The organism is Streptomyces sp. NBC_00988 (assembly GCF_045162645.1).
GTDB lineage: Bacteria > Actinomycetota > Actinomycetes > Streptomycetales > Streptomycetaceae > Streptomyces.
Genome location: NZ_CP108730.1, coordinates 8,615,808 through 8,641,245 on the forward strand (window position 1 = coordinate 8,615,808; position 25,438 = coordinate 8,641,245).

The 25,438-nt window shown below is 71.2% G+C and carries 23 protein-coding genes; 19 read left to right on the forward strand and 4 right to left on the reverse strand.

The annotated features are described in order from the left end of the window. The first annotated feature begins 26 nt into the window (after nt 1-26). The 6 genes from dxr to OG496_RS39670 all read left to right on the forward strand — a co-directional run bounded on the left by dxr (nt 27) and on the right by OG496_RS39670 (nt 7,492). Nucleotides 27-1,295 carry a 1-deoxy-D-xylulose-5-phosphate reductoisomerase gene (gene dxr / locus OG496_RS39645; RefSeq protein WP_366436932.1) on the forward strand — a complete coding sequence of 423 codons (1,269 nt, stop codon included), beginning with the start codon at nt 27-29 and terminating at the stop codon, nt 1,293-1,295. Nucleotides 1,296-1,303: 8 nt separating this feature from the next. Beyond that, on the forward strand, nt 1,304-2,596 hold the full coding sequence (locus OG496_RS39650; protein ID WP_199811088.1) for an RIP metalloprotease: 1,293 nt from the start codon (nt 1,304-1,306) through the stop codon (nt 2,594-2,596). Between the two features lie 168 nt (nt 2,597-2,764). Next, nucleotides 2,765-3,922, forward strand: a complete 1,158-nt coding sequence (ispG, locus tag OG496_RS39655; RefSeq protein ID WP_390156695.1) for a flavodoxin-dependent (E)-4-hydroxy-3-methylbut-2-enyl-diphosphate synthase — start codon at nt 2,765-2,767, stop codon at nt 3,920-3,922. Nucleotides 3,923-4,187: 265 nt separating this feature from the next. Then, complete coding sequence (locus OG496_RS39660; protein ID WP_366490278.1) at nt 4,188-5,036, forward strand: GNAT family N-acetyltransferase; 849 nt, start codon at nt 4,188-4,190, stop codon at nt 5,034-5,036. Between the two features lie 112 nt (nt 5,037-5,148). Continuing rightward, nucleotides 5,149-5,712 carry a GNAT family N-acetyltransferase gene (locus OG496_RS39665; RefSeq protein ID WP_405974273.1) on the forward strand — a complete coding sequence of 188 codons (564 nt, stop codon included), beginning with the start codon at nt 5,149-5,151 and terminating at the stop codon, nt 5,710-5,712. A 73-nt stretch (nt 5,713-5,785) separates the two neighbouring features. Further along, the gene (locus tag OG496_RS39670; RefSeq protein WP_405974274.1) at nt 5,786-7,492 is read left to right on the forward strand and encodes a proline--tRNA ligase; all 1,707 of its coding nucleotides are present in this window, start codon (nt 5,786-5,788) and stop codon (nt 7,490-7,492) included. A gap of 64 nt (nt 7,493-7,556) precedes the next feature. On the opposite strand, the gene OG496_RS39675 is transcribed toward OG496_RS39670, so the two are convergent. Next, nucleotides 7,557-7,976 carry a hypothetical protein gene (locus OG496_RS39675; RefSeq protein ID WP_366490282.1) on the reverse strand — a complete coding sequence of 140 codons (420 nt, stop codon included), beginning with the start codon at nt 7,974-7,976 and terminating at the stop codon, nt 7,557-7,559. A gap of 15 nt (nt 7,977-7,991) precedes the next feature. Between OG496_RS39675 and OG496_RS39680 the strand changes: the two genes are divergently transcribed. The 4 genes from OG496_RS39680 to OG496_RS39695 are packed head-to-tail and all read left to right on the forward strand — an operon-like array spanning nt 7,992 to nt 10,988. Then, a complete protein-coding gene (locus OG496_RS39680) occupies nt 7,992-8,957 on the forward strand; it encodes an FAD:protein FMN transferase (protein ID WP_405974275.1) in 966 nt (321 codons plus the stop codon). Next, nucleotides 8,954-9,535 carry a ferric reductase-like transmembrane domain-containing protein gene (locus OG496_RS39685; RefSeq protein ID WP_405974276.1) on the forward strand — a complete coding sequence of 194 codons (582 nt, stop codon included), beginning with the start codon at nt 8,954-8,956 and terminating at the stop codon, nt 9,533-9,535. The genes OG496_RS39680 and OG496_RS39685 overlap by 4 nt, the downstream gene beginning before the upstream one ends. After that, nucleotides 9,532-10,752 (forward strand): NADH-ubiquinone oxidoreductase-F iron-sulfur binding region domain-containing protein, encoded by a 1,221-nt coding sequence (locus OG496_RS39690; protein WP_405974277.1) that lies wholly within the window; start codon nt 9,532-9,534, stop codon nt 10,750-10,752. The genes OG496_RS39685 and OG496_RS39690 overlap by 4 nt, the downstream gene beginning before the upstream one ends. 2 nt (nt 10,753-10,754) lie before the next feature. Next, on the forward strand, nt 10,755-10,988 hold the full coding sequence (locus OG496_RS39695) for a ferredoxin (protein ID WP_405974278.1): 234 nt from the start codon (nt 10,755-10,757) through the stop codon (nt 10,986-10,988). 54 nt (nt 10,989-11,042) lie between these two features. On the opposite strand, the gene OG496_RS39700 is transcribed toward OG496_RS39695, so the two are convergent. Genes OG496_RS39700 through OG496_RS39710 form a run of 3 tightly spaced genes read right to left on the reverse strand, consistent with a single transcriptional unit; the run spans nt 11,043 to nt 12,973 of the window. Further along, nucleotides 11,043-11,933 carry an aminoglycoside phosphotransferase family protein gene (locus OG496_RS39700; RefSeq protein ID WP_405974279.1) on the reverse strand — a complete coding sequence of 297 codons (891 nt, stop codon included), beginning with the start codon at nt 11,931-11,933 and terminating at the stop codon, nt 11,043-11,045. A gap of 51 nt (nt 11,934-11,984) precedes the next feature. Then, nucleotides 11,985-12,452, reverse strand: coding sequence for a ferritin-like domain-containing protein (locus OG496_RS39705; protein ID WP_405974280.1), 468 nt, complete (start codon nt 12,450-12,452; stop codon nt 11,985-11,987). Continuing rightward, nucleotides 12,449-12,973, reverse strand: a complete 525-nt coding sequence (locus OG496_RS39710) for a hypothetical protein (protein WP_405974281.1) — start codon at nt 12,971-12,973, stop codon at nt 12,449-12,451. The genes OG496_RS39705 and OG496_RS39710 overlap by 4 nt, the downstream gene beginning before the upstream one ends. Nucleotides 12,974-13,178: 205 nt before the next feature. On the opposite strand from OG496_RS39710, the gene rimP reads away from it, so the two are divergent. From rimP to OG496_RS39755, 9 genes are all read left to right on the forward strand, one after another. Continuing rightward, on the forward strand, nt 13,179-13,721 hold the full coding sequence (gene rimP, locus OG496_RS39715) for a ribosome maturation factor RimP (RefSeq protein WP_366490290.1): 543 nt from the start codon (nt 13,179-13,181) through the stop codon (nt 13,719-13,721). Between the two features lie 2 nt (nt 13,722-13,723). After that, complete coding sequence (nusA, locus tag OG496_RS39720) at nt 13,724-14,722, forward strand: transcription termination factor NusA (RefSeq protein WP_033284955.1); 999 nt, start codon at nt 13,724-13,726, stop codon at nt 14,720-14,722. 90 nt (nt 14,723-14,812) lie between these two features. Further along, a complete protein-coding gene (locus tag OG496_RS39725) occupies nt 14,813-15,079 on the forward strand; it encodes a YlxR family protein (protein ID WP_405974282.1) in 267 nt (88 codons plus the stop codon). Nucleotides 15,080-15,237: 158 nt separating this feature from the next. Then, nucleotides 15,238-18,453, forward strand: a complete 3,216-nt coding sequence (gene infB / locus OG496_RS39730) for a translation initiation factor IF-2 (protein ID WP_366490292.1) — start codon at nt 15,238-15,240, stop codon at nt 18,451-18,453. A gap of 136 nt (nt 18,454-18,589) precedes the next feature. Next, nucleotides 18,590-18,883 (forward strand): DUF503 domain-containing protein, encoded by a 294-nt coding sequence (locus OG496_RS39735; RefSeq protein WP_019064765.1) that lies wholly within the window; start codon nt 18,590-18,592, stop codon nt 18,881-18,883. Between the two features lie 88 nt (nt 18,884-18,971). Then, complete coding sequence (gene rbfA, locus OG496_RS39740) at nt 18,972-19,427, forward strand: 30S ribosome-binding factor RbfA (protein WP_366490293.1); 456 nt, start codon at nt 18,972-18,974, stop codon at nt 19,425-19,427. Next, nucleotides 19,424-20,329, forward strand: coding sequence for a tRNA pseudouridine(55) synthase TruB (gene truB, locus OG496_RS39745; RefSeq protein ID WP_405974283.1), 906 nt, complete (start codon nt 19,424-19,426; stop codon nt 20,327-20,329). The genes rbfA and truB overlap by 4 nt, the downstream gene beginning before the upstream one ends. A 267-nt stretch (nt 20,330-20,596) precedes the next feature. Further along, nucleotides 20,597-24,337, forward strand: coding sequence for a trypsin-like peptidase domain-containing protein (locus OG496_RS39750; RefSeq protein WP_405974284.1), 3,741 nt, complete (start codon nt 20,597-20,599; stop codon nt 24,335-24,337). 139 nt (nt 24,338-24,476) lie between these two features. Continuing rightward, nucleotides 24,477-25,436 carry a bifunctional riboflavin kinase/FAD synthetase gene (locus tag OG496_RS39755; RefSeq protein ID WP_405974285.1) on the forward strand — a complete coding sequence of 320 codons (960 nt, stop codon included), beginning with the start codon at nt 24,477-24,479 and terminating at the stop codon, nt 25,434-25,436. The last annotated feature ends 2 nt before the right edge of the window (nt 25,437-25,438 follow it).

Sequence of the window (25,438 nt, forward strand, 5' to 3'; positions counted from 1 at the left end):
GCATCCGTTGCGGCAACAATGGAGGGATGAGCGACAGTCCAGCACCCCTCGCCGACCCACATCTCGTCTACGACCCCGTCGTGGGCGACGGTCCCAAGGCCCTGGTGATCCTCGGGTCCACCGGGTCCATCGGCACGCAGGCCATCGACCTGGTGCTGCGCAACCCGGACCGCTTCCGGGTCACCGCACTCTCCGCGAACGGCGGCCGGGTCGGGCTTCTCGCCGAGCAGGCGTACCAGCTCAGGGTGCGGACGGTCGGGGTCGCCCGCGAGGACGTCGTACCCGCACTGCGCGAGGCGCTCGCCGCGCAGTACGGCGCGGGGGAGCCGCTCCCGGAGATCCTCGCCGGTCCTGACGCGGCCACTCAACTCGCCGCCTCCGACTGCCACACCGTGCTGAACGGCATCACCGGGTCCATCGGACTCGCGCCCACCCTCGCCGCCCTGGAGGCGGGCCGCGTCCTCGCGCTCGCCAACAAGGAGTCGCTCATCGTCGGCGGCCCGCTGGTGAAGGCGCTTGCGAAGCCCGGCCAGATCATCCCGGTGGACTCCGAGCACGCGGCGCTGTTCCAGGCCCTCGCGGCCGGCACCCGCGCCGATGTCCGCAAGCTGGTCGTCACCGCGTCCGGCGGCCCCTTCCGGGGTCGTACGAAGGCGGACCTGGCGCGAGTGACCGTAGAAGAGGCACTCGCGCATCCCACCTGGGCGATGGGGCCGGTGATCACGATCAACTCGGCGACCCTGGTGAACAAGGGGCTCGAAGTGATCGAGGCGCACCTGCTGTACGACATTCCCTTCGATCGCATTGAGGTGGTCGTGCACCCGCAGTCGTATGTCCACTCGATGGTGGAATTCACGGACGGTTCGACACTCGCCCAGGCGACGCCCCCCGACATGCGCGGGCCGATCGCCATCGGGCTCGGCTGGCCCGAGCGGGTCCCGGACGCGGCGCCCGCGTTCGACTGGAGCAAGGCGTCGACGTGGGAGTTCTTCCCGCTCGACACCGACGCGTTCCCGTCGGTCGGGCTGGCCCGGCATGTGGGACAGCTCGCGGGCACGGCCCCGGCGGTGTTCAATGCGGCGAACGAGGAGTGCGTGGAGGCGTTCCGCGCGGGCGCGCTGCCGTTCAACGGAATCATGGAGACGGTGACACGGGTGGTCGAGGAACACGGGACACCGGCCACGGGAACTTCCCTGACCGTGCCGGACGTCCTCGAAGCGGAGACCTGGGCACGCGCCCGGGCCCGCGAACTGACAGCGCAGACGACCACGGCGAACGCGGAGGCGCGTGCATGACAGCCCTGATGATGATCCTCGGCATAGTCGTCTTCGCGGTCGGCCTGCTGGTCTCGATCGCCTGGCACGAGCTGGGGCATCTGTCCACGGCGAAGCTCTTCGGCATCCGGGTGCCCCAGTACATGGTCGGCTTCGGCCCGACCATCTGGTCCAAGCGGAAGGGCGACACCGAGTACGGCTTCAAGGCCATCCCGTTCGGCGGCTACATCCGCATGATCGGCATGTTCCCGCCCGGACCCGACGGCAGGATCGAGTCCCGCTCCACCTCGCCCTGGCGCAGCATGATCGAGGACGCCCGCTCGGCCGCCTTCGAGGAGCTGGAGCCCGGCGACGAGTCCCGCCTGTTCTACACACGCAAGCCCTGGAAACGGGTCATCGTGATGTTCGCGGGCCCCTTCATGAACCTCATCCTCGCCGTCGCGCTCTTCCTCACCGTCCTGATGGGCTTCGGCATCTCGCAGCAGACCAACACGGTCAGCTCGGTCTCCGAGTGCGTCATCGCGCAGAGCCAGAACCGCGACACCTGCAAGAAGTCCGACCCGGCCTCCCCGGCCGCGGCAGCGGGCCTGAAGGCGGGCGACAAGATCGTCAGCTTCAACGGCGTGAAGACGACGGACTGGAACAAGCTCTCCGACCTGATCCGCGCCACCCCCGGCAAGACAGTCCCGATCGTCGTCGAGCGCAAGGGCCAGGCCCTCACCCTCCACGCGAAGATCGCGTCGAACCAGGTCGCCAAGAAGGACTCCAGCGGCCAGATCGTCCAGGGCCAGTACGTCACCGCCGGCTTCCTCGGCTTCAGCGCGGCCACCGGCATCGTCCGCCAGGACTTCGGCGACTCGGTCACCTGGATGGGAGACCGCATGGGCGAGGCCGTCGACTCCATCGCGGCCCTCCCCGGCAAGATCCCGGCCCTGTGGAACGCGGCCTTCGACGGCGCCCCCCGCCAGGCCGACTCCCCGATGGGCGTGGTCGGCGCGGCCCGCGTGGGCGGCGAGATCTTCACGCTCGACATCCCGCCCACCCAGCAGCTGGCCATGGCCCTGATGCTGGTGGCCGGCTTCAACCTCTCCCTCTTCCTCTTCAACATGCTCCCGCTGCTCCCGCTCGACGGCGGGCATGTCGCGGGCGCGCTGTGGGAGGCGCTGCGGCGGAACCTGGCGAAGGTGCTCAAGCGCCCGGACCCGGGCCCGTTCGACGTGGCGAAGCTGATGCCGGTCGCGTACGTGGTGGCCGGGATCTTCGTCTGCTTCACCCTGCTCGTCCTGGTGGCAGACGTGGTTAACCCAGTCAAAATCTCCTAGCCATTCGTGGTTTGTGGCGGCCCGGCATCTTCTGTGCCGGGCCGCTCTCCATTGAGTGGGTTTACGGCCGGGATGTGCTCGGGCCCGCACGGTTGACGTAATCTCGAAGCCTGGAGCCCGCTGTTCCGGGACCGGGGCCTTGATCCACGACTTGGGGTTGCACAGCAGATGACTGCGATTTCTCTCGGCATTCCGTCCGTTCCGACCCGGCTCGCCGAGCGCCGCAAGAGCCGGCAGATCCAGGTCGGCACCGTGGCGGTCGGCGGCGACGCGCCGGTGTCGGTGCAGTCCATGACGACCACCCGTACGTCGGACATCGGCGCCACGCTCCAGCAGATCGCCGAGCTGACCGCGTCCGGCTGCCAGATCGTCCGCGTGGCCTGCCCCACGCAGGACGACGCCGACGCCCTCGCGACGATCGCCCGCAAGTCGCAGATCCCGGTCATCGCGGACATCCACTTCCAGCCGAAGTACGTCTTCGCCGCGATCGAGGCGGGTTGCGCGGCCGTACGGGTCAATCCCGGCAACATCAAGCAGTTCGACGACAAGGTCAAGGAGATCGCGCGGGCCGCGAAGGACCACGGCACCCCGATCCGCATCGGTGTGAACGCGGGCTCGCTGGACGCTCGACTGCTGAAGAAGTACGGCAAGGCGACCCCCGAGGCGCTGGCCGAGTCCGCCCTCTGGGAAGCGTCCCTCTTCGAGGAGCACGGCTTCCAGGACATCAAGATCTCGGTCAAGCACAACGACCCGGTCGTGATGGTCGAGGCGTACCGCCAGCTCGCGGCCCAGTGCGACTACCCGTTGCACCTCGGCGTCACCGAGGCGGGCCCGGCCTTCCAGGGCACGATCAAGTCGGCGGTGGCATTCGGCGCCCTCCTCTCGCAGGGCATCGGCGACACCATCCGCGTCTCCCTCTCCGCCCCGCCGGTCGAGGAGGTCAAGGTCGGCAACCAGATCCTGGAGTCCCTGAACCTCAAGCCCCGCCGCCTGGAGATCGTCTCCTGCCCCTCCTGCGGCCGCGCCCAGGTCGACGTCTACAAGCTGGCCGAGGAGGTCACGGCGGGCCTGGAGGGCATGGAGGTCCCGCTGCGCGTGGCCGTCATGGGCTGCGTCGTGAACGGCCCCGGCGAGGCGCGCGAGGCCGACCTCGGCGTCGCCTCCGGCAACGGCAAGGGCCAGATCTTCGTCAAGGGCGAGGTCATCAAGACCGTCCCCGAGTCGAAGATCGTGGAGACGCTGATCGAGGAGGCGATGAAGATCGCCGAGCAGATGGAGGCGGACGGGATCGCCTCCGGCGAGCCTTCGGTGTCGGTCGCGGGCTGAAGGTCTGCTGCGGGCCGAGGGGTCTGGCTCGGGCCGTAGACCAGGTTCTCGGGCTCCACTTGTCAGCGCCGGTCGGCACAATCAGCCCGTCCGGCGCTTGAGGACGAGGCCGTCCAGGCCGAAAGCGGGGGTCTGGGGGCGCGGCCCCCAGGGACGGCGACCCGACCCACCCCCACTCAGAAGCGAACGGCAACACAGGGCGGCACCGCTCAGCTTCCGCAGGTACAGTGCGGAGATCAGCAGACCTTAGGGTGAGGCCCCGCACGTGTTGACCCAGACCACCTCTCGGGTGCTCGAACCGAGCGACCTGGACGCCGCGCTCGCCGTGCTCGACCGCGAGCCGGTCACGAACGCCTTCGTGACCTCGCGGGTGCAGGTCGCGGGCCTCGACCCCTGGCGGCTCGGCGGCGAGATGTGGGGCTGGTACGAGGACGGCATGCTGACGTCCCTCTGCTACGCGGGCGCCAACCTCGTCCCGATCTGCGCGACCCCCAGAGCCGTCCGCGCCTTCGCCGACCGTGCCCGCAGGGCCGGCCGCCGCTGCTCCTCGATCGTCGGCCCGGCGGAGGCGACGGCCCAACTCTGGCGCCTCCTCGAACCGAGCTGGGGCCCGGCCCGCGAGGTCCGCGCCCGCCAGCCCCTCATGGTCGCCGACCGCATGCCCACCGACATGGCCCCCGACCCGTACGTCCGCCGTATCCGCAAGGACGAGATGGACACGATCATGCCGGCGTGCGTGGCGATGTTCACCGAGGAGGTCGGCGTTTCCCCGCTGGCCGGCGACGGCGGCCTCCTCTACCAGGCCCGAGTGGCCGAACTCGTGGGCTCAGGGCGCTCGTTCGCCCGCCTCGACGAGTACGGCAAGGTCGTCTTCAAGGCGGAGATCGGCGCGGCAACACCGAAGGCCTGCCAGATCCAGGGCGTGTGGGTGGCCCCCGAGTACCGGGGGATGGGCGTGGCGGCCCCCGCGATGGCAGCGGTACTGCGTTACGCGTTGGCGGATGTCGCCCCGATGGTCAGCCTCTACGTGAACGACTTCAACACCCCGGCGAGAAGGGCGTACTTGAGGGTCGGCTTCCAAGAGGTCGGCGCCTTCATGAGCATCCTGTTCTGAAGGCCTTCGGGGGCGCGGGGCAGTGACACGTGCGGCTCCGCCGCGTGGGCGCGACCAGCCACGAACGGCCCGCACCCGAATAACGACCGAACCACCCCTGTACTCTCCCCACATGCGATTTCCCGGTCACGGTCACCGCCACCCCGAAGACGTCGTGATCGGCCCCCTGGACCTCTCAGCCCGCGTGGACGAAGCCCTCGCCGTACAGGCACTCGCATTCGGCCTGGGCCAAGAGGAAGTGGCAGTACGACGCCAGATCGTCCTGCGCCACATGACCTACCCCGGCGCCCGCGCCCTCGGCGCCACCACCGAGGGCCGACTGGTCGGTTTCGTCTACGGCATGCCCAACAACCGCGCCCACTGGTGGTCCACAGTCGTGGAGCCGTACCTGCGGACCGGCGACCACGACGACTGGCTCGACCACTCCTTCGTGATCACCGAGCTGCACGTCCACCCGCGCTACCAGAACCGCGGCGCGGGCCGTTCCCTGATCACCACCATCACGGACGCTGCCACCGAACCCCGCTCGATCCTCTCCGCGATCGACACCGACAGCCCGGCCCGGGGCCTCTACCGCTCCCTCGGCTACGAGGACCTCGCCCGCCAGGTCCTGTTCCCGAGCGCCCCCAAGCCGTACGCCGTCATGGGCGCCCCGCTGCCGCTGCGCCATCGTTAACCGATTTCCACCGGCGCAGCGCGCCCGGCTAACCTCCTAGCCATCACCCTTTCCCGGCAGGAGTACAGGAACCATGGCGAACGCACCGGTCCAGCGCATGTCCCAGTTGATGGCGAAGACGCTGCGCGACGACCCGGCGGACGCCGAGGTCCTCAGTCACAAGCTGCTCGTGCGGGCCGGCTACGTCCGCCGTACCGCGGCCGGCATCTGGTCCTGGCTGCCCCTCGGCAAGAAGGTCCTCTCCAACGTCGAGCGGATCGTGCGTGAGGAGATGGACGCGATCGGCGCCCAGGAGGTGCTGCTCCCCGCGATCCTGCCCCGCGAGCCGTACGAGGCGACCGGCCGCTGGGAGGAGTACGGCCCCGAGCTGTTCCGCCTCAAGGACCGCAAGGGCGGCGACTACCTCCTCGGCCCCACCCACGAGGAGATCTTCACGCTGATCGTGAAGGACCAGGCGTCCTCCTACAAGGACCTGCCGGTCATCCTCTACCAGATCCAGAACAAGTACCGCGACGAGGCCCGCCCGCGGGCCGGTGTGCTGCGCGGCCGTGAGTTCCTGATGAAGGACTCGTACTCCTTCGACACCGAGGACGAGGGCCTCGCCCACTCCTACGCCCTGCACCGCGAGGCCTACCAGAAGGTGTTCGCGCGCCTGGGCCTCGACTACCGCATCTGCGCCGCGACCGCGGGCGCGATGGGCGGCTCCAAGTCGGAGGAGTTCCTCGCCCCGGCCGAGGCCGGCGAGGACACCTTCGCGGACTGTCCCAACTGCGACTTCGCCGCCAACACCGAAGCGATCACTTACGAGTTGAAGCCCGTGGACGCCACCGGCGTGCCCGCGCTCGAAGAGATCCCGACCCCCGACACCCCCACCATCGAGACCCTCGCCGCCCACCTCGGCGTAGCGGCCTCCGCCACGCTGAAGAACCTCCTCGTGAAGGTCGACGGCGAGATCGTGGCCGTAGGCGTCCCCGGTGACCGCGAGGTCGACCTGGGCAAGGTCGAGGCCCATTTCGCCCCCGCCGTAGTGGAGTTGGTGACGGCGGAGGACTTCACCGGCCGTCCCGACCTGGTGCGTGGCTACGTCGGTCCGCAGGGCCTGGGCGAGAAGGTCACGTACATCGCCGACCCGCGCGTGGCCCCCGGCACCTCGTGGATCACCGGCGCCAACAAGGACGGCGTGCACGCCAAGAACGTCGTCGCGGGCCGTGACTTCGAGGTCGGCGAGTACGTCGACGTCGTGGTCGTGCAGGAGGGCGACCCCTGCCCCAAGTGCGGCACCGGCCTCAAGCTCGACCGCGCCATCGAGATCGGCCACATCTTCCAGCTCGGCCGCAAGTACGCCGACGCCCTCAAGCTCGACGTCCTCGGCCAGCACGGCAAGCCGGTCCGCGTGACCATGGGCTCCTACGGCATCGGCGTCTCCCGCGCGGTCGCCGCCCTCGCCGAGCAGACCGCCGACGACAAGGGCCTGTGCTGGCCCGCCGAGGTCGCCCCGGCCGACGTGCACGTCGTGGCCGCGGGCAAGGCCCTCCAGACCGAACTCGCCCTCGACGTATCGGAGAAGCTGCGCGCGGCCGGCCTGCGCGTCCTGGTCGACGACCGCGCCGGGGTCTCCCCGGGCGTGAAGTTCACCGACTCGGAGCTGATCGGCGTACCGCAGATCCTGGTCGCGGGCCGCCGCTCCGCCGAGGGCGTCCTGGAACTGAAGGACCGCAGGACCGGCGAGCGCGAGGAACTGACGGTCGACGAGGCGATCGCGCGCCTGACCGCGCAGTGAGTGATTGAAGCCTCAAGCAATTTAAGATTCCTCTCAGAGAGTTCTCGGGAGGCGTATGGGCGCCTCACAGACTTCTCTCAGGCTGGTCCCCGACCGTAGTGAGTGACAGAGAGTCACTGCGGAGGGGAACGGTCATGACAGTCAAGGAGCGCGGGGCCGCTACGGCGGTCCGCAGAGGCAAGCGGCGCATCGCGGCCGCCACGGCGGCGATCACGCTGGCCGCGGCGGCCGGGGTGTTCGCCCTGGTCGGCACGATGCAGTCGGACGCGGAGGCGGACACGGCGGCGAGCAGCACCGGCACGAGCAGCTCGTCGTCGTCCTCGACACCCTCGCCGTCCGCCTCTTCCAACACCTCGTCCACGTCGGACAGTTCGACCACTTCGCCGTCCTCATCCTCCTCATCTTCTTCGTCCTCGTCCTCGTCGGACCTCCAGTCGTCCTCGTCCGGCGTGACGTCGTCGTCCGGCAGCTCCACCGACTCCACGTCGGGAGCGTCGTGATGAGCACAAGCACAGCGCCCCCGCGCACCACGGCCGCCGCCGACTGGCGTGCCCTCGGGACAAGCGTCCGGCTGGTCGTCACCGACCCGGCCCTGCTGGACTCCTGCAACCTGCTCCTCGCCCGGCACCTCGCCGAGGTCGACGCGGCGTGCAGCAGGTTCCGTACGGACTCCGAACTGACCGCGCTGGACGCCTCGTTGGGCCGCCCGGTCACCGTCAGCCCGCTGCTCGCCGAGGCGTTGGCGGTCGCGCTGCGCGCCGCCGAGGCGACGGACGGCACGGTCGACCCGACGGTCGGCTCGGCCATGAACGCCATCGGCTACGACCGCGACTTCACCCTCGTCCAGGAGGACGACCGCCCGATCCGGCTCACCGTGAAGCGCGCCCCGGGCTGGCGCACGATCGACCTGGACCGTACGACGGGCACGGTCACCGTCCCGGCCGGCGTCCGCCTGGACCTCGGCGCCACGGCGAAGGCCTGGGCCGCCGACAAGGCCGCCGCGATGCTCGCCCAAGTGGCCGGCTGCGGAGTCCTGGTGAGCCTCGGCGGCGACACGGCCGTCGCGGGGGAGCCCCCGGCCGGCGGCTGGAACATCCGCGTCCAGGACGTCACCGGCTCCGTCGACGAGACGCCCGCGCACGGTACGTACGCCACGATCGGCCTGCGCTCCGGCGGCCTGGCCACCTCGGGCACGGCGGCCCGCCGCTGGCGCCGGGGCGGCTACGAGCTGCACCACATCGTCGACCCGCGCACCGGCCTCCCCGTCCGCAGCCCCTGGCGCACGGTCTCGGTCGCCGCCGCGACGAGCGCCGACGCCAACGCGGCGAGCACGGCGTCCCTGGTCAAGGGGGCAGGCGCGGAACGCTGGTTGACGCGCCTGGGCCTCCCCGCGCGCCTGGTGGCGCAGGACGGCACGGTCGTCACGACCCCGGGCTGGCCCACCCAGCAGGCGGTCGCCGTATGAGCTCCGAGATCCTCTGGTACGCCAACCGCGCCACGGGCGCCGTCTGCCTGGTCCTGTTCACGGTCGTCGTCCTGCTCGGCATCGCGGTCCGGCTGCGCACCCGGCTTCCCGGCCTGCCCCGCTTCGGCACGGTGAACCTGCACCGCACCCTCTCCCTCTCCGCAACCGCGTTCCTGGCCCTGCACATCGCGATGGCGGTGATCGACGGATACGTGAACATCACCGTCGTCGACGCGGTCGTCCCCTTCGTCTCCGACTACGAGCCGTTCTGGCTCGGTCTGGGCACGGTCGCCTTCGACCTGATGCTCGCGGTTCTGGTCACCAGCCTCCTCAGGGAACGCATCGGACACCGCACCTGGCGGGCGCTCCACTGGCTCGCGTACGCCTCCTGGCCGGTCGCCCTGATCCACGGCATCGGCATCGGCACGGACACCGGCACCGACTGGATGACCTGGCTGACCGTGTCCTGCGTGGCCGCCGTGGTCGCCGCCTTCGGCATCCGCACGGCCCACTCCGCCCGCGAGTCCCGCCGCACCCCCGCGGCCCTGCTCCGCACCGCCGAAGGAGCCCGCTCATGACCAGCACGACCTTCACCGACGTCTACATGTCCCCCCGCCTCCTCGCCCCCGGTGGCACCGCGGCCGACCTCTCCACCCACGAACTCCGCTACGGCCCACTGTCGTACGGAGATCCCGACACGCTCCTGAGAACGGTCGCCGAATCCGGCCTCACCGGCCGTGGAGGCGCCGCGTTCCCGACGTACCGCAAACTCGTCGCGGTGGCCGACGCGAGCCGTCGAACGGGCCGTGCCCCCGTGGTCGTGGCGAACGGCGCGGAGGGCGAACCGGCCAGCCGCAAGGACAAGACGCTGCTCCGTCTGTCGCCCCATCTGGTCCTGGACGGGCTGCAGTTGGCGGCGCGGGCGGTGGGCGCGGGGGAGGCGTACCTGGCGGTGGAGGACGGCGCGTCCTACCTGGAATCGGCCCTGACCCAACGCAACGACCCGGTGAGCGTGCGGGTCGTCCGCCTGCCCAAGCGATTCCTGTCGGGGCAGGCCTCAGCACTTGCGCAATACGTCTCCGGGAACACCCCGTTGCCCCGCCACCAGCACCCGCCGGTCCGTGAACGCGGAGTGGGCCGGGCCCCCACCCTCGTCCAGAACGTGGAAACCCTGGCCCACCTGGCCCTGGTCGCCCGCTACGGCGCCGACTGGTTCCGCAGCGCCGGCACGCCCACCCAGCCGGGCAGCACCCTGTGCACCCTGCACGTCCCGGGCCGCGAAGTCCGGGTGGTGGAAGCCCCGTTCGGCCTCCCCCTGAACCGCCTGCTCCCCCTGCACGGAACCTCCGCGGTACTGGTGGGCGGCTACCACGGCACCTGGATACCGGCCCACGAGGCAGCCCAACGCACGCTGGACGCAGGGGACTTGGGAGCAGGCGTCCTCGCCGCACTCCCGGCCGACCGCTGCGGTGTAACCGAAACCGCCCGCGTTCTCCGCTACTTGGCCCTGCAATCAGCGGGCCAGTGCGGCCCCTGCCTCAACGGCCTCCCGCGCATGGCCTCCGCCTTCCAGACCCTGGCCACCCCCGGCCCCCAGGCCAACACCCGCCAGGACCTGGCCCGTTGGTCCGGTCTGGTAGAGGGCCGAGGCGCCTGCCACCACCCCGACGGCACGGTCCGCCTGGTCCGCAGCGCGCTGACCGCCTTCGCCCCTGAACTGGACGCCCACGCAAGGGGTTTGTGCACCGCGAGCGACCCCACCCCCTTGCTCCCGATCCCGAACGAGGCCCACTGACCATGGACCAGAAGACGCAACAGAAGACGCAACAGAAGATCGACATCGACTGGACGGCGTGCCAGGGACATGGCTTGTGCGCGGAGCTGCTCCCGGAGCACATCACCCTGGACGAGTGGGGATACCCCCTGGTGGACGGAGCCCCTATACCGCCCCGCACGATAAAACGCGCGCGCAGAGCAGCCTCAGACTGCCCCGTCCTAGCCCTGAAACTAACGCCCAGGGCAACCCCTTAAGGGGCGCAGGGAACTGCCCGCCCAGCCCCCACCCACCCGCACCCAGAACACGACCTAAAGCCACCCGGCGAATTCCAGCAACAACTCGGCATCCCGAGGCCGTCCCACGCGCAGTGCCCGCACCCCGGACTCAACCGCCCGGAACAACGTCCACCCCCGCAACCGCTCCTGATCCACATCCAAAGACTCGGCAAGTCGCTTGACCCGCCGCCGAGTTGTGGAAGCCCCCGAAGGCGTGGCGATCAGATCCTCCACCCGGTCCCGAACCAACCGAGCCAGATCAAACGCACACTCACCCACGACAGGATCCGGCCCCACCGCAAGCCACGGAACCCGCTCAGCAGCCAGCACCTTGCTCTGCCGAAACGTCCCATGCAGCAACCGAACCTCAGGCGGCGCAGCCAACAACGACTCCCGAGCCTCCAACGCGGCCGAGACCAACGAGGCGACCTCCGGCCCACTGCCGCGCATCACCCGCGCCTGCCGCCCCGTCCGCTCGGCCACAGTCTCAAACGCATGATCACCGGGCGGCTCCACCCACAACCGCCGCAACGTCCCCGCCGCTTCGAGCAACGCCTTCGCCTCGGGCAACGACCGCACCGACACATCGGGATGCAACCGCTCCAGCACCAGCACACCCTCGGCCGAGAACGGCTCGACCAGCTGCACGGCGCCCAGTCCACCCCACCTGGCAAGCGCGGCCCGCTCGCTCTCCGGGCGGGCCCGACGAGGGGCCAGCTTCAGTACGGCCTGAGTCCCATCGGCCCGCCGCACCAGCACGACCAGACTGCTGCGCCCGCCGGGCACCTGCATCCGCTCAACGGTCAACTCGCGTAGATCGACGGCCTGTCGGGCCACCTCGGGCAGCTTCTCCAACCAGTCGTCACCGCTCGGTGCCGTCTCCCCGAGCGCCCTCACCAGACGCTGCGGCGGTTCGAAAGCCATGCGCGAGTTGTTCCCTTCCTACGGTCCTGCGGTCTTGCGTCCCGGTGCGGATCACGCCGTGGGTGTCGCCGAGGCCGTGGGGGTCGCGGCCCGCTCGGCGAGACCAGGGAAGGGTACGCTCCCGCCGCGCCAGCGCACCGCGCGGACCGCCGCCTCCCGCAGCGCCTCCGCGGCCGTACCGCGCACCCCGCCCGTCGACGCCCGCACGAGGTCGGAGTAGACCCCGGCCACCCGGTCCTCCAGCTCCGCGGCGAGCAGTACGGCCGCCGCCGAGTCCGGTACCGGGAACGGCAGCGCGTACGCGGCGGACGCGGCCACGGGCTTGCCGCCCAGGTCCCGCACCTCGCGGACCAGTGCGTCGCGCCGGGCCCGGTGGGCGTCGTAGGCCGCCTTGGCCTCGGTCCGCCGGCCCTCGCGGATGCGCCCGCCGACGACGCCGTAGCCGTACACCGCCGCGTGCTCGGCGGCCAACGCGGCCTGTAGCGCGGTCAGTTCCGCGGTCTTTTCCTCGCTGCTCACTTGGCACCCTCCGTCAGCAGATACGCGTGCGCGGCCCCCGCGGCGGCCACCGAGGCCAGCAGCCGGGCCAGTTCGCCGGGCAGATCGAGCAGCGCCTTGGCCCGCCGGTCGGCGAGGGCCCGCTCGGCGGTGGCCAGATCGGCCAGGGCATCGCCAGGGGTCGCCGCAACGGGAGCGGACGACGCGGACGCCGATGCCGACGGCGAGGAAGAAGCCGTAGAGCCGCCGCTTCCGCCGCCGAAGGCCGCCGCGTGCCGTACGACCTCCGCCCGCAGCGGGTCCAGGCGGTCCGCCAGTGTCGGGTGCGCGGCGAGTACCTCGTCGTAGTGCTGGAGGAGGGTCTCGCTGTCGGTGGCCGCACGCGCGCGTGCGTGTTCGGCGGCGGACTCGCTGCCGCCCGTGGTCCCGGAGTCGCCCCCGTCGGTGGAGCAGCCCACCAGGAGGGCGGCTCCGGCGGCCGAGGCGAGCAGGCTCCTTCTGCGCGGTCCCAGGAGGGTGCGCGGAGGTGGGGGGAACGGCACGGCAGATCGTCCTCGGGGGGCTCGTACGAACGAAAAGGCGGGAAGGGCGGCGCGCCCGTGATCACGGTACCCGCGCGTGTGCCTGACGGCAGTCACCGGCACCGGTCCGTCCGCAGGTGGACGGCAACACACCCCGGGACCGGATACCCTTTGTGCAGACACGCGCCCTACCCACAACAGCACACGCGGCCGAGGAGTCACCCGGATGAGCACGACCCAGAGCGAGAGGCTGCGAGAACTGCTGGAACCGCTCGTCGGTTCCCAGGGACTCGATCTCGAAGAGGTCGCGGTGGATTCCGTCGGGCGCAAGCGGGTGCTGCGCGTGGTCGTCGATTCGGATACGGGTGCCGATCTGGACCAGATCGCCGATGTGAGCCGCGCGCTCTCGGCGAAGCTCGACGAGACCGACGCGATGGGTGCGGGCGAGTACACCCTGGAGGTCGGGACCCCCGGCGCCGAGCGCGAGCTCACCGAACACCGTCACTACGTACGTGCCACCGACCGGCTGGTGAAGTTCCAGCTGGCCGAGAGCGGTGAGCTGGTCGCCCGGATCATCGCGGTGGACGACGACGGCATCGATGTGGAAGTGCCCGGCGTGAAGGGGCGCAAGCCCACCGCCAAGAGGCTCGCCTTCGCGGAGGTCGTCAAGGCCCGCGTCCAGGTCGAGTTCAACCGCAAGAACAAGAACGACGACGTCGAAGACGTCACGGACACCACAGACAACGAAGAGAACGCAGAGGAGGCGTAGCCGTGGACATCGACATGAGTGCCCTGCGGGGCTTGGTGCGGGAGAAGGAGATCTCCTTCGACCTGCTGGTCGAGGCGATCGAGTCGGCGCTCCTCATCGCCTACCACCGCACCGAGGGAAGCCGCCGCCACGCGCGCGTGAAGCTCGACCGGGAGACCGGTCATGTGACCGTGTGGGCGAAGGAGGACCCCGAGGACCTGGAGGAGGGGCAGGAGGCGCGCGAGTTCGACGACACCCCGTCCGACTTCGGCCGGATCGCCGCCACCACCGCCAAGCAGGTCATCCTGCAGCGCCTGCGGGACGCGCAGGACGACGCGACGCTCGGCGAGTACGCGGGCCGCGAGGGCGACATCGTCACCGGAGTCGTCCAGCAGGGCCGCGACCCGAAGAACGTGCTCGTCGACATCGGCAAGCTGGAGGCCATCCTGCCGGTGCAGGAGCAGGTCCCCGGCGAGACGTACCCGCACGGCATGCGCCTTCGGTCGTACGTCGTACGGGTGGCGAAGGGTGTGCGCGGTCCGTCCGTGACGCTGTCCCGTACGCATCCCAATCTGGTGAAGAAGCTGTTCGCCATGGAGGTCCCGGAGATCGCCGACGGGTCGGTGGAGATCGCCGCCATTGCGCGCGAGGCCGGCCACCGTACGAAGATCGCCGTCCGCTCCACCCGCAGCGGTCTGAACGCCAAGGGCGCCTGCATCGGCCCCATGGGCGGCCGGGTGCGCGCGGTGATGGGCGAGCTGAGCGGCGAGAAGATCGACATCGTCGACTGGTCGGACGACCCGGCCGAGATGGTCGCCAACGCGCTCTCCCCGGCGCGGGTCTCCAAGGTCGAGGTGGTGGACCTCGCGGCCCGCTCCGCGCGCGTGACGGTGCCGGACTACCAGCTGTCCCTGGCGATCGGCAAGGAAGGGCAGAATGCCCGGCTTGCGGCCCGCCTGACAGGGTGGCGCATCGACATCCGTCCGGACACCGAACAGCCGTCCGACCAGGCAGGGGAATAGATCTCGGCCGCGAGTGGCTTAGATCACGACAACAACCGTTCGATTCTTCCCCCGAAGGGGTGAGGTCGGTGCGGGGAGGTAGACTTAGCAGTGTCTGGCCGGACGCGAGCCCGCGCATGCCCTGAACGCACCTGTGTGGGGTGCCGGGAGCGAGCGGCCAAGAAGGAACTGCTGCGCATCGTGGCGGTCGAGGGCGAATGCGCTCCCGATCATCGCGGTACGCTGCCCGGCCGGGGCGCGTATCTGCACCCCGCCCTGGTCTGTCTCGACCTGGCGGTACGCCGCCGGGCGTTCCCACGGGCGCTGCGTGCCCAGGGAACGCTCGACACAAAGGCGTTGCGTCTCTACGTCGAGTAGGCGTCACAGTGAGAGCGAGTCGTACGGAACCTCCGTGCGGCCCGGTATTCCGCGAGTTGGAAGTAGGTCGAGATTGCGATGAGCACTCGATGAGCACGCGATGAGTACGCCCATGAAGTAGCGACGGTCCGGACGCACCCGGACCTAAAAGGAGCGAAGTGGCTAAGGTCCGGGTATACGAACTCGCCAAGGAGTTCGGGGTGGAGAGCAAGGTCGTCATGGCCAAGCTCCAAGAACTCGGTGAGTTTGTCCGTTCGGCGTCCTCGACGATCGAGGCGCCCGTTGTACGCAAGCTGACAGACGCCCTCCAGCAGGGCAGCGGAGGCGGCAAGCCCGCCCCCGCACGCAAGGCTGCCCCGGCTCGTCCGGGTGCCCCCTCTCCGGCGCAGGGTGCCCGTCCGGGTCCTGCCGCCCCGCGCCCGCCGGCCCCGAAGCCGGCCGTCGCCGAGAGCGCCGTCGAGGCTCCCGCAGCCCCGGCCGCGCCCGCCGCACCGGCCTCCGCCGGTGGTCCCCGTCCGGGCCCGCGGCCCGCGCCGCGTCCGGCTCCGGCCTCGCCGGCGCCGACCACGCCCGAGTTCACCGCCCCCCCGGCGGCTCCCGCGGCTCCGGCCGCGCCTGCCTCCAACGGCGGTTCCAGTTCTGCCCCGCGTCCGGGCGCCCCGCGTCCGGCCAGCCAGGCTCCCCGTCCGGGCGGTGCCCGTCCGGCCGGTCCCGGCCAGGGTGGTCAGGGTCGTGGCGACCGTCCCGAGCGCGCTGACCGCGGCGACCGTCCCGGCGCACCCCGACCGGCCGGAGGCCACGGCGGTCCCGGCGCGCGTCCCGGTGCTCGTCCGGCCGGTCCCCGTCCGGGCAACAACCCGTTCACCTCCGGTGGTTCCACCGGCATGGCACGCCCCGGGGCGCCCCGTCCCGGTGCACCCCGACCGGCCGGTGGCCACGGCGGTCAGGACCGTCCGGGCGGTGCTCCCGGTGGCGCTCCGCGTCCGCAGGGTGCCGGCCAGGGCGGTCCCCGTCCCCAGGGCGCTTCGGGCGGTGCCCGTCCGGGTGCTCCCGGTGGCGCGCGTCCGAGCCCGGGCGGCATGCCCCGTCCGCAGGGCGGCGCTCCGCGTCCGGGTGGTGGCCCTGGTGGCAACCGTCCGAACCCCGGCATGATGCCGCAGCGTCCCGCTGCGGGTAGCCCCCGTCCCGGTGGCGGCCCCGGTGGCCGTGGTCCGGGTGCCGGTGGCGGTCGTCCCGGTGGTCCCGGTGGCGGTGGCGGCGGTCGTCCCGGTGGCGGCGGCGGTTTCGCCGGTCGTCCGGGTGGCGGCGGTGGCGGTTTCGCCGGTCGTCCCGCGGGTCCCGGTGGCGGTGGCGGCGGTTTCGCCGGCCGTCCGGGTGCTCCCGCCGGTGGCGGCGGTGGCCGTCCCGGCTTCGGTGGCCGTCCCGGTGGTCCGGGTGGCCGCGGTGGCACACAGGGCGCCTTCGGTCGTCCCGGTGGTCCCGCGCGTCGCGGTCGCAAGTCGAAGCGGCAGAGGCGCCAGGAGTACGAGGCCATGCAGGCCCCGTCGGTCGGCGGTGTGATGCTGCCTCGTGGCAACGGACAGTCCGTCCGTCTGTCGCGCGGTGCGTCCCTCACCGACTTCGCCGAGAAGATCAACGCCAACCCGGCGTCGCTCGTCGGCGTGATGATGAACCTCGGCGAGATGGTCACTGCCACGCAGTCCGTCTCCGACGAGACGCTGAAGCTCCTCGCGGACGAGATGAACTTCGTCCTGGAGATCGTCAGCCCGGAGGAGGAGGACCGCGAGCTCCTGGAGTCCTTCGACATCGAGTTCGGCGAGGACGAGGGTGGCGAGGAGTTCCTCGTCGCGCGTCCGCCGGTCGTGACCGTCATGGGTCACGTCGACCACGGTAAGACCCGACTGCTGGACACCATCCGCAAGACGAACGTCATCGCGGGCGAGGCCGGCGGTATCACGCAGCACATCGGTGCGTACCAGGTCGCCACCGAGGTCAACGGCGAAGAGCGTCGGATCACCTTCATCGACACCCCGGGCCACGAGGCGTTCACCGCCATGCGTGCCCGTGGTGCCAAGTCGACCGACATCGCGATCCTCGTGGTGGCGGCCAACGACGGCGTGATGCCCCAGACGATCGAGGCGCTGAACCACGCCAAGGCGGCCGACGTGCCGATCGTGGTCGCGGTCAACAAGATCGACGTCGAGGGCGCGGACCCGACCAAGGTGCGCGGTCAGCTCACCGAGTTCGGTCTGGTGGCCGAGGAGTACGGCGGCGACACGATGTTCGTCGACATCTCCGCCAAGCAGGGCCTCAACATCGAGAGCCTGCTGGAGGCCGTGGTCCTCACCGCGGACGCCTCGCTCGACCTGCGGGCCAACCCGGAGCAGGACGCGCAGGGCATCGCGATCGAGTCCCACCTGGACAAGGGCCGCGGCGCCGTCGCGACCGTCCTGGTCCAGCGCGGCACCCTGCGGGTCGGCGACACCATGGTGGTCGGCGACGCGTACGGCCGTGTCCGCGCGATGCTCGACGACAAGGGCGACAACGTGGAAGAGGCGGGTCCCTCGACCCCGGTCCTCGTCCTCGGACTCACCAACGTCCCGGGCGCCGGCGACAACTTCCTCGTCGTCGACGAGGACCGCACGGCACGTCAGATCGCCGAGAAGCGCGCGGCGCGCGAGCGCAACGCCAACTTCGCCCGGCGTGGTGTCCGGTTCTCCCTGGAGAACCTGGACGAGGCCCTCAAGGCCGGTCTGGTGCAGGAACTCAACCTCATCATCAAGGGCGACGCGTCCGGTTCGGTGGAGGCTCTTGAGTCCTCGCTGCTCCAGCTCGACGTCGGCGAAGAGGTCGACATCCGCGTCCTGCACCGCGGCGTGGGTGCGGTCACCGAGTCGGACATCGACCTGGCGACCGGCTCCGACGCGATCGTCATCGGCTTCAACGTCCGCGCTGCGGGCCGCGCGGCGCAGATGGCGGAGCGCGAGGGCGTCGACGTCCGGTACTACTCGGTGATCTACCAGGCCATCGAGGAGATCGAGGCGGCCCTGAAGGGCATGCTCAAGCCGGAGTACGAGGAGGTCGAGCTCGGCACGGCGGAGATCCGCGAGGTCTTCAAGTCGTCCAAGCTGGGCAACATCGCCGGTGTCCTGGTCCGCTCCGGAGAGGTCAAGCGCAACACCAAGGCGCGCCTCGTCCGCGACGGCAAGGTCATCGCGGAGAGCCTCAACATCTCCGGGCTGCGTCGCTTCAAGGACGACGTCACCGAGATCCGCGAAGGGTTCGAGGGCGGTATCAACCTCGGCAACTTCAACGACATCAAGGTCGACGACGTCATCGCGACGTACGAGATGCGCGAGAAGCCTCGCGGCTGATCGACACAGCACGCGATCGGGGCCGGTCGGCGGAGAGAATTTCCGTCGATCGGCCCCGGCCGTTGCGTGTACGGTTCCTGTATCGGCGTCCGAGACCGGCGCCCATACCCCGAACCGGCGGGACATCCGGACACACATGTATGTGGGGACTCTGTCCTTCGACCTGCTCCTCGGCGACGTCCACTCGCTGAAGGAGAAACGCTCTCTCGTCCGTCCGATCGTGGCCGAACTCCAGCGCAAGTACGCGGTGAGCGCGGCCGAGACGGGCAGTCAGGACCTCCATCGCAGGGCCGAGATCGGGCTCGCGGTGGTCTCCGGGGACACGGGACACCTCACCGACGTACTGGACCGCTGCGAGCGACTCGTCGCCGCGCGGCCCGAGGTGGAACTGCTCTCCGTTCGACGCAGACTCCACAGCGACGAAGACTGAAGCCGGACGAAGACTGACGCCGGACGAAGACCGAAGCAAGCGGCAAGACGTAGTTGCAGCAAGACGTAGTTACTAAGGAGACGGACCAGTGGCCGACAACGCGCGTGCCAAGAGGCTGGCGGACCTCATCCGAGAGGTGGTGGCCAAGAAGCTGCAGCGCGGGATCAAGGATCCGCGGCTCGGCACGCACGTCACCATCACGGACACCCGGGTGACCGGTGACCTGCGGGAGGCGACCGTCTTCTACACGGTGTACGGGGACGACGAGGCGCGGGCCGAGGCGGCTGCCGGACTGGAGAGCGCCAAGGGCGTGCTCCGTTCCGCGGTGGGCGCCGCGGCGGGCGTGAAGTTCACGCCGACCCTCACCTTCGTCGCGGACGCACTCCCGGACACCGCCAAGACCATCGAGGACCTCCTCGACAAGGCACGGCAGTCCGACGAGAAGGTACGCGAGGTCTCGGCGGGCGCCGCGTACGCGGGTGACGCGGACCCGTACAAGAAGCCGGACGACGAGGACGAAGACGAGGACGACACCGCCGAATGACCGAGAAAACCCCGACGCCCGACGGCCTTGTCATCGTGGACAAGCCGTCGGGCTTCACCTCGCACGACGTGGTCGCCAAGATGCGCGGCATCGCCCGCACCCGCCGCGTCGGGCACGCAGGCACCCTCGACCCCATGGCGACGGGCGTGCTCGTCCTCGGTGTCGAGAAGGCGACAAAGCTCCTGGGGCATCTCGCCCTCACGGAGAAGGAGTACCTGGGCACGATCCGCCTGGGCCAGAGCACCCTGACCGACGACGCCGAGGGCGAGATCACGGGGTCGACAGACGCCTCGAAGGTCACCCGGGACGCTGTCGACGCCGGGATCGCCAGGCTCAGCGGCCAGATCATGCAGGTCCCGTCCAAGGTCAGCGCCATCAAGATCAAGGGCGTCCGCTCCTACAAACGGGCCCGCGACGGCGAGGACTTCGAGATCCCCGCCCGCCCCGTCACCATCTCCTCCTTCGCGGTCTACGACGTCCGGGACGCCGTCGCCGAGGACGGCACCCCCGTCCTGGACCTGGTGGTCTCGGTTGTCTGCTCGTCCGGCACCTACATCCGGGCCCTGGCCCGCGACCTGGGCGAGGACCTCGGCGTGGGAGGTCACCTGACCGCCCTGCGCCGCACCCGCGTCGGCCCGTACAAGCTGGACACGGCGAAGACCCTGGACCAGCTCCAGGAGGAGCTGACCGTGATGCCGATCGCCGAAGCCGCCGAGGCCGCGTTCCCCCGCTGGTCCGTGGACAGCAGGCGGGCGAAGCTGCTGCTCAACGGTGTCCGCCTGGACATTCCCGAGGAGTACACGGGCGTCGGCGCGGTCGGCGTCTTCGACCCCGAGGGCCGCTTCCTGGCGCTCGTGGAGGAACAGAAGGGCAAGGCCAAGAGCCTCGCGGTCTTCGCCTGAGAAACGCTCCCTGAGCGGGGCGGGCTCTCAAGTCCCGCCCGTGGAGCGGCGGTCACGGGGTCTACGTTCCCGCCGCTCCACGGTCCCCCCTCGGTTCCCCCACCCCTAGGGTGTATCCAACCCTCCGCTTCTATTCACCCGTCCGGGCAGGCGCTCGGAGTGAACCGAGGGAGCGGAAGGGGGCGCGTTCACCACGCGATCTGTCCCGCTGATCACGCCACGCCTACCGTCGAACACAGGGCATGGGTACGGCGGGGAGGTTCGACCATGGCGGGACGTGGCCCGCGGACGGGCGGCGGCCGTCGGACGCGGGAAGACGCACGGGCGGAGCGGTCGACGCGGGGCGCCGTGTCGGCTGTCGGTGACGCGACAGGTGCCGTGCCCGCTGCCGGTGACGAGTCCTTGGTGCGCATCCGCGACCTCGCCGGGCGCCCGCGCGGCACCGGCTTCGTCGCCGACCACCACGGCACGGTGATCACCAGCCACGAGGCCGTCGACGGACTGCCCCGCCTGGTCCTGCACGCGGCCGGCGACCGCACCTGCCTAGTGACCGCCGACGCGGTGACCCCCCTGCCCGCCCTCGACCTGGCCCTCGTCCGCACCGAGGGCCTCGGCGTGGACCCGCTCCCCGTCACCGTCCGGGACCGCGTGGAGACCGGCACATACGTACGCGTGGCTGCGGACCGCTGGCGCGAGGCCCGCCTGCTGGGCGCGACCTCCGTGACCTACACGGCCACCGACCGCTTCCATCTCCTCGACGACGCCCTGGAGCTGGCGATCGGCACGGCGGGACGGGACGCGCTGCGGCTGGGTGGGGGAGCGGCCGGGGGCCCGGTCCTCGACGCGGTGACCGGAGCGGTGATCGGTGTCCTCGGCACGGCGTTGCAGTCCGGGCAACGGGACACGGGGTTCGCGGTGCCGCTGCGCCAAGTGCCGGATGGGGAGCGGCGGTTGGTGGACCTCCAGGGCGGCCCCTTGGGTGACCTCCTCGCGCGCAACGCGGCGACCGTGCCCGCGTACGGCGCCGACCTCAATCTGGCGGGAGTCCTGGAACTGACGGCCACCTCGGTGGGGTCGGACGGGCCGCCGGGGGCGCTCGCGGGGTTCGTCGGTCCCGGGCGCGACGGCGACGGTGCGTGTGTGGTGGAGCCGGTCGAACGCCCTTCGCTGGTACGGGAGTTCGCCGCCTTCGTCGAGAGCCCGGCCGCCGTGCTCGGGCTCGTCGGGGCGCCGGGCAGCGGCCGTACGACGGAACTCGCGGCGCTCGCCGCGCGGCGCAACGGGGGTGCGGAACCGGCCCCCACGCTGTGGTTGCGCGGCGCCGATCTGCGGGACGGTGACGCGTCGGTGGCGGACGCGGCACGCAGGACTGTGGAGCGGGCGGCACGGATCGTCGCCGCGTCGGTCTCGCCGCCGGGGGACTCCGGTGACCTCGACGACCTCGGCGATGTCGGTCCTGAGCGGCTGGCGCGGGTTGCCCGTGACGCCGGGCGCCCCTTGCTGTTGCTGCTCGACGGGCCTGAGGAGATGCCGCCGGTGCTGGCACATCGGCTGGCCGAGTGGACCCGGGGGACGGGGGAGTGGTTGCGGGAGAGCGGGGCGCGGCTGGTGGTGGGGTGTCGGGCGGAGTACTGGGAAGGGGCGGGGTTTTCGGGGGAGTTGCTGTACGGCGGGGTTGCTTCGGGGGCGGCTGCGGCTGGTGGGGGTGGTTCGGCGCGAGGCGGGGAGCCCGCCGATCCGCTCCACTTCGGGACACCCGAGCCCATTGACGCAGGCCCGCATCACTCAGCCCGTCCGGCGTTTGAGGACGAGGCCGTTCAGGCCGATGGGGGGTCTGGGGGCGCAGCCCCCAGGACGGTGCTGCCGGCCTGCGTTCAGCTTGGGGACCTGCGGCCGGATGAGGCCCGCCGAGCCCGCGCGGCTTACGGCGTTCCGGAGGGCGTCCTCACCGGACCCGACGCCCGGCACCCCCTCACCCTCCGGCTTCTCTCCGAGGTGCTCGCCGCGCTGCCCACCGCCCCCGACACCCAGCTCGACCGCGACGACGTGTTCGCCGCCTACCTGGACCTCATGTGCCTCCGCATCGCCGTCCGACTCGCCGCCGAGAACGGGCTGCGCGGCACCGCCGTACGGCGCCTAGCGGCGAAGGTGTCCGGGCAGGTGCACGAGGCGGCGCGGCGCAGTCTCGGGCCTGGGCAGGGGGAGTTGGACCGGGAGTCGTTCGAGGCGGTGTTCCCGTGGGGACCCGCGCCGGCACGGCTCGGCGGCGGAACCGGGTGGGCGTCCGCCGTCCTCACCGAAGGGCTGCTCGTGCCGGCCGGCACCGGATACCGGTTCGCCCACGAGGAGTTGGCCGACTGGATCCAGGGCACGCACCTCGACCTGGACGAGGCTCTGCGCGCTCTGGTGCACCGCCCCCGTACCCCACGGGCCGGGCATCCCCTCCCCGTACCGCACCACCGCATCGGCCCCGTCGTACAGGCCCTGCTGCTCCTCGCCCGGCAACACGGCACCCACCAACTGGCCGTACGACTGGAGGAGTTGACGGACGCCCTGAACGCCGACCCGGACTCCTGGTGGGCCGCACGGCTGCTCGCCGAGGTGCTGCTGAGGGTGCCCGACGCGACGCCGTACGGCAACGCATTGCGGCTGCTGGCCGACCAGTTGGTGGCCCGGAGGCAGCAACAGGCGGCCGTGCCGAAGGAGTTCGCGCCGGAGTTCTGGACCGCGCTGCACCTGCCGCACGCCGAGCGGTTCGAGTTGCTGCGGCGGCTCGTGCTCGCCGACGACGCCCCGCAGGACGCCACCGCCCCGCCCCGATTCCTGGACGCCGCCGCCGAGTTGCTCGCCGCCGACCCCGCCGCCGTACAGCCGCTGCTGACCCGGTGGTTCGACGACGAGCGGCCGTTGCCCGCGATGCCGGAGGCGACCGTGGCGACGGCCGCGCAGGCGTTGCTGCACACGCATCGGCGACGGGCGCTGGACGATCTGACGGAGGTGCTCGTCGGCTGTGCGCACGGGCGGGCCGACGAACTCCTCGCCGTACTGGCCGAGGAGGAGCCGTCGGCGGTGTGCCGGGCGGTGGACCGGTGGGCGCACGACGAGCGGCCGGCGCGCAGGGTGGCGGCGGTGGCGTACGGACTGCGGGCTGCACCGCACGTACGGACCGAGGCCGACCGTGAACTCCTGCGCTACGCGGCCGAGTTCCTCCTGGCCCGCCCCGCCGACTCCACCCTGCACGGCGGCGCGCTCGCCCTCCTCGTCCGCGATCCGCACACCCGCACCCGCCATCTCCCGCAGGCGCTACGGCACTTCGCGTCCGGCGACCCACAGTTCCCGCCGAGCGCGCTGGCCGCTGCCCTGACCACGCACCCCGAACCGGTCCTGGAGGCCTTCCGCGCCCGGCTGCACGGACCGCACGCGAGCGAGGCGGTCCGCACGCTCGCCGACGTGGCGACCCCGTCGCTCGTGCGCCGGGCCGCCGCCCTGGTCCGCGAGACCGCCGTACGGTGGCCGGAGACGGCCGCGTACCTCGGCGTCTACGTCGACCGGTGCCTCGACCACGGCCCTGCCGCCCGCGCGACCCTGTTCCCCCTGGTCACCGGTCTCCTCGACGGCGGCCCGGCGTCGGTGCGGACGGTCCTCGCGGCCGTGCTCGCCGCCCCCGGCACCCCGGCTTCGCGCCCCCTGCGCCGCGAACTCCTGGAGTTCCTGCTCGCGCACGAGCACGACCCCGCCGTACTGGACGCGCTCCTGCACACGGCCGGCCGCCGTGACGACGACGAGATCCGCGACCTCGTCCACCGCACCGGCCGGCTGCTCGTCCGTACCCCCGCGGGCGCGACCCGTTTCGACCGCGGGCTCGTCGACCTGGGCCGCCACGTGCCCGGCTTCGCCGCCCTGATGGCCCGCTGGCTGGCCGACACCCCGGAGGACTGGGCGGCGGTGGTCGGACCCAGCACGCGGCGCATGATCGAGAACCTGGCCGGGGTGGGGGTTCCCGCATAGCGGCCTCGGTACGTGCGCCCGGTCACAGCCTCCAGGCCGATGCGGGCCGGAGGCCCCCGGCATGGCACCCTTAGACCTGCGTAAGAGGTCAATGACACAGGTCTACATACGGACACGGGTTCGATGAGGAGCGGTCACAGTGCAGCGCTGGCGTGGCTTGGAGGACATCCCTGAGGACTGGGGGCGCAGTGTCGTCACCATCGGTTCTTATGACGGGGTCCACGGCGGGCACCAGCTGATCATCCGGCATGCCGTGGAGCGCGCCTGTGAGCTGGGCGTTCCCTCGGTCGTCGTCACCTTCGACCCGCACCCCAGCGAGGTCGTGCGCCCCGGCAGCCACCCGCCGCTGCTCGCCCCGCACCACCGCCGGGCCGAACTGATGGCCGAGCTGGGGGTCGACGCGGCGCTGATCCTGCCGTTCACCAAAGAGTTCTCGAAACTGTCCCCGGCCGACTTCGTGGTCAAGGTCCTGGTGGACAAGCTGCACGCGAAGGCGGTCGTCGAGGGCCCCAACTTCCGCTTCGGCCACAAGGCCGCGGGCAATGTGGCCTTCCTGATCGAGCAGGGCAGGACATACGACTTCGAGGTAGAGGTGGTGGATCTTTACGTGAGCGGTGCGGCGGGCGGCGGTGAGCCCTTCTCCTCCACACTGACCAGGCGCCTGGTCGCCGAGGGCGACGTCGAGGGCGCGCGCGAGATTCTCGGCCGCCCGCACCGGGTGGAGGGCGTCGTCGTGCGCGGCGCCCAGCGCGGTCGCGAAATGGGCTTCCCGACGGCCAACGTCGAGACCCTGCCCCACACGGCGATCCCGGCGGACGGCGTCTACGCCGGTTACCTCCACGTCGACGGAGAGGCCATGCCGGCCGCGATCTCCGTCGGCACGAACCCCCAGTTCGACGGCACCGAGCGCACGGTGGAGGCGTACGCGATCGACCGCGTCGGCCTCGACCTGTACGGCCTGCATGTCGCCGTCGACTTCCTCGCCTTCGTGCGCGGCCAGGCGAAGTTCGACTCGCTGGAGGGCCTGCTGGAGCAGATCGCACAGGACGTGAAGCGGTGCCGGGAGCTGATCTCGACGGATGCCGGGGATGCCGGGTAGCT

What these genes read in the sequence shown, in the direction of transcription:
- dxr (WP_366436932.1), top strand. Translation starts at nt 27, where the DNA reads ATGAGCGACAGTCCAGCACCCCTCGCCGACCCACATCTCGTCTACGAC.
- OG496_RS39650 (WP_199811088.1), top strand. Translation starts at nt 1,304, where the DNA reads ATGATGATCCTCGGCATAGTCGTCTTCGCGGTCGGCCTGCTGGTCTCG.
- ispG (WP_390156695.1), top strand. Translation starts at nt 2,765, where the DNA reads ATGACTGCGATTTCTCTCGGCATTCCGTCCGTTCCGACCCGGCTCGCC.
- OG496_RS39665 (WP_405974273.1), top strand. Translation starts at nt 5,149, where the DNA reads ATGCGATTTCCCGGTCACGGTCACCGCCACCCCGAAGACGTCGTGATC.
- OG496_RS39670 (WP_405974274.1), top strand. Translation starts at nt 5,786, where the DNA reads ATGGCGAACGCACCGGTCCAGCGCATGTCCCAGTTGATGGCGAAGACG.
- OG496_RS39680 (WP_405974275.1), top strand. Translation starts at nt 7,992, where the DNA reads ATGAGCACAAGCACAGCGCCCCCGCGCACCACGGCCGCCGCCGACTGG.
- OG496_RS39685 (WP_405974276.1), top strand. Translation starts at nt 8,954, where the DNA reads ATGAGCTCCGAGATCCTCTGGTACGCCAACCGCGCCACGGGCGCCGTC.
- OG496_RS39690 (WP_405974277.1), top strand. Translation starts at nt 9,532, where the DNA reads ATGACCAGCACGACCTTCACCGACGTCTACATGTCCCCCCGCCTCCTC.
- OG496_RS39695 (WP_405974278.1), top strand. Translation starts at nt 10,755, where the DNA reads ATGGACCAGAAGACGCAACAGAAGACGCAACAGAAGATCGACATCGAC.
- OG496_RS39700 (WP_405974279.1), bottom strand. Translation starts at nt 11,933, where the DNA reads ATGGCTTTCGAACCGCCGCAGCGTCTGGTGAGGGCGCTCGGGGAGACG.
- rimP (WP_366490290.1), top strand. Translation starts at nt 13,179, where the DNA reads ATGAGCACGACCCAGAGCGAGAGGCTGCGAGAACTGCTGGAACCGCTC.
- OG496_RS39735 (WP_019064765.1), top strand. Translation starts at nt 18,590, where the DNA reads ATGTATGTGGGGACTCTGTCCTTCGACCTGCTCCTCGGCGACGTCCAC.
- truB (WP_405974283.1), top strand. Translation starts at nt 19,424, where the DNA reads ATGACCGAGAAAACCCCGACGCCCGACGGCCTTGTCATCGTGGACAAG.
- OG496_RS39750 (WP_405974284.1), top strand. Translation starts at nt 20,597, where the DNA reads ATGGCGGGACGTGGCCCGCGGACGGGCGGCGGCCGTCGGACGCGGGAA.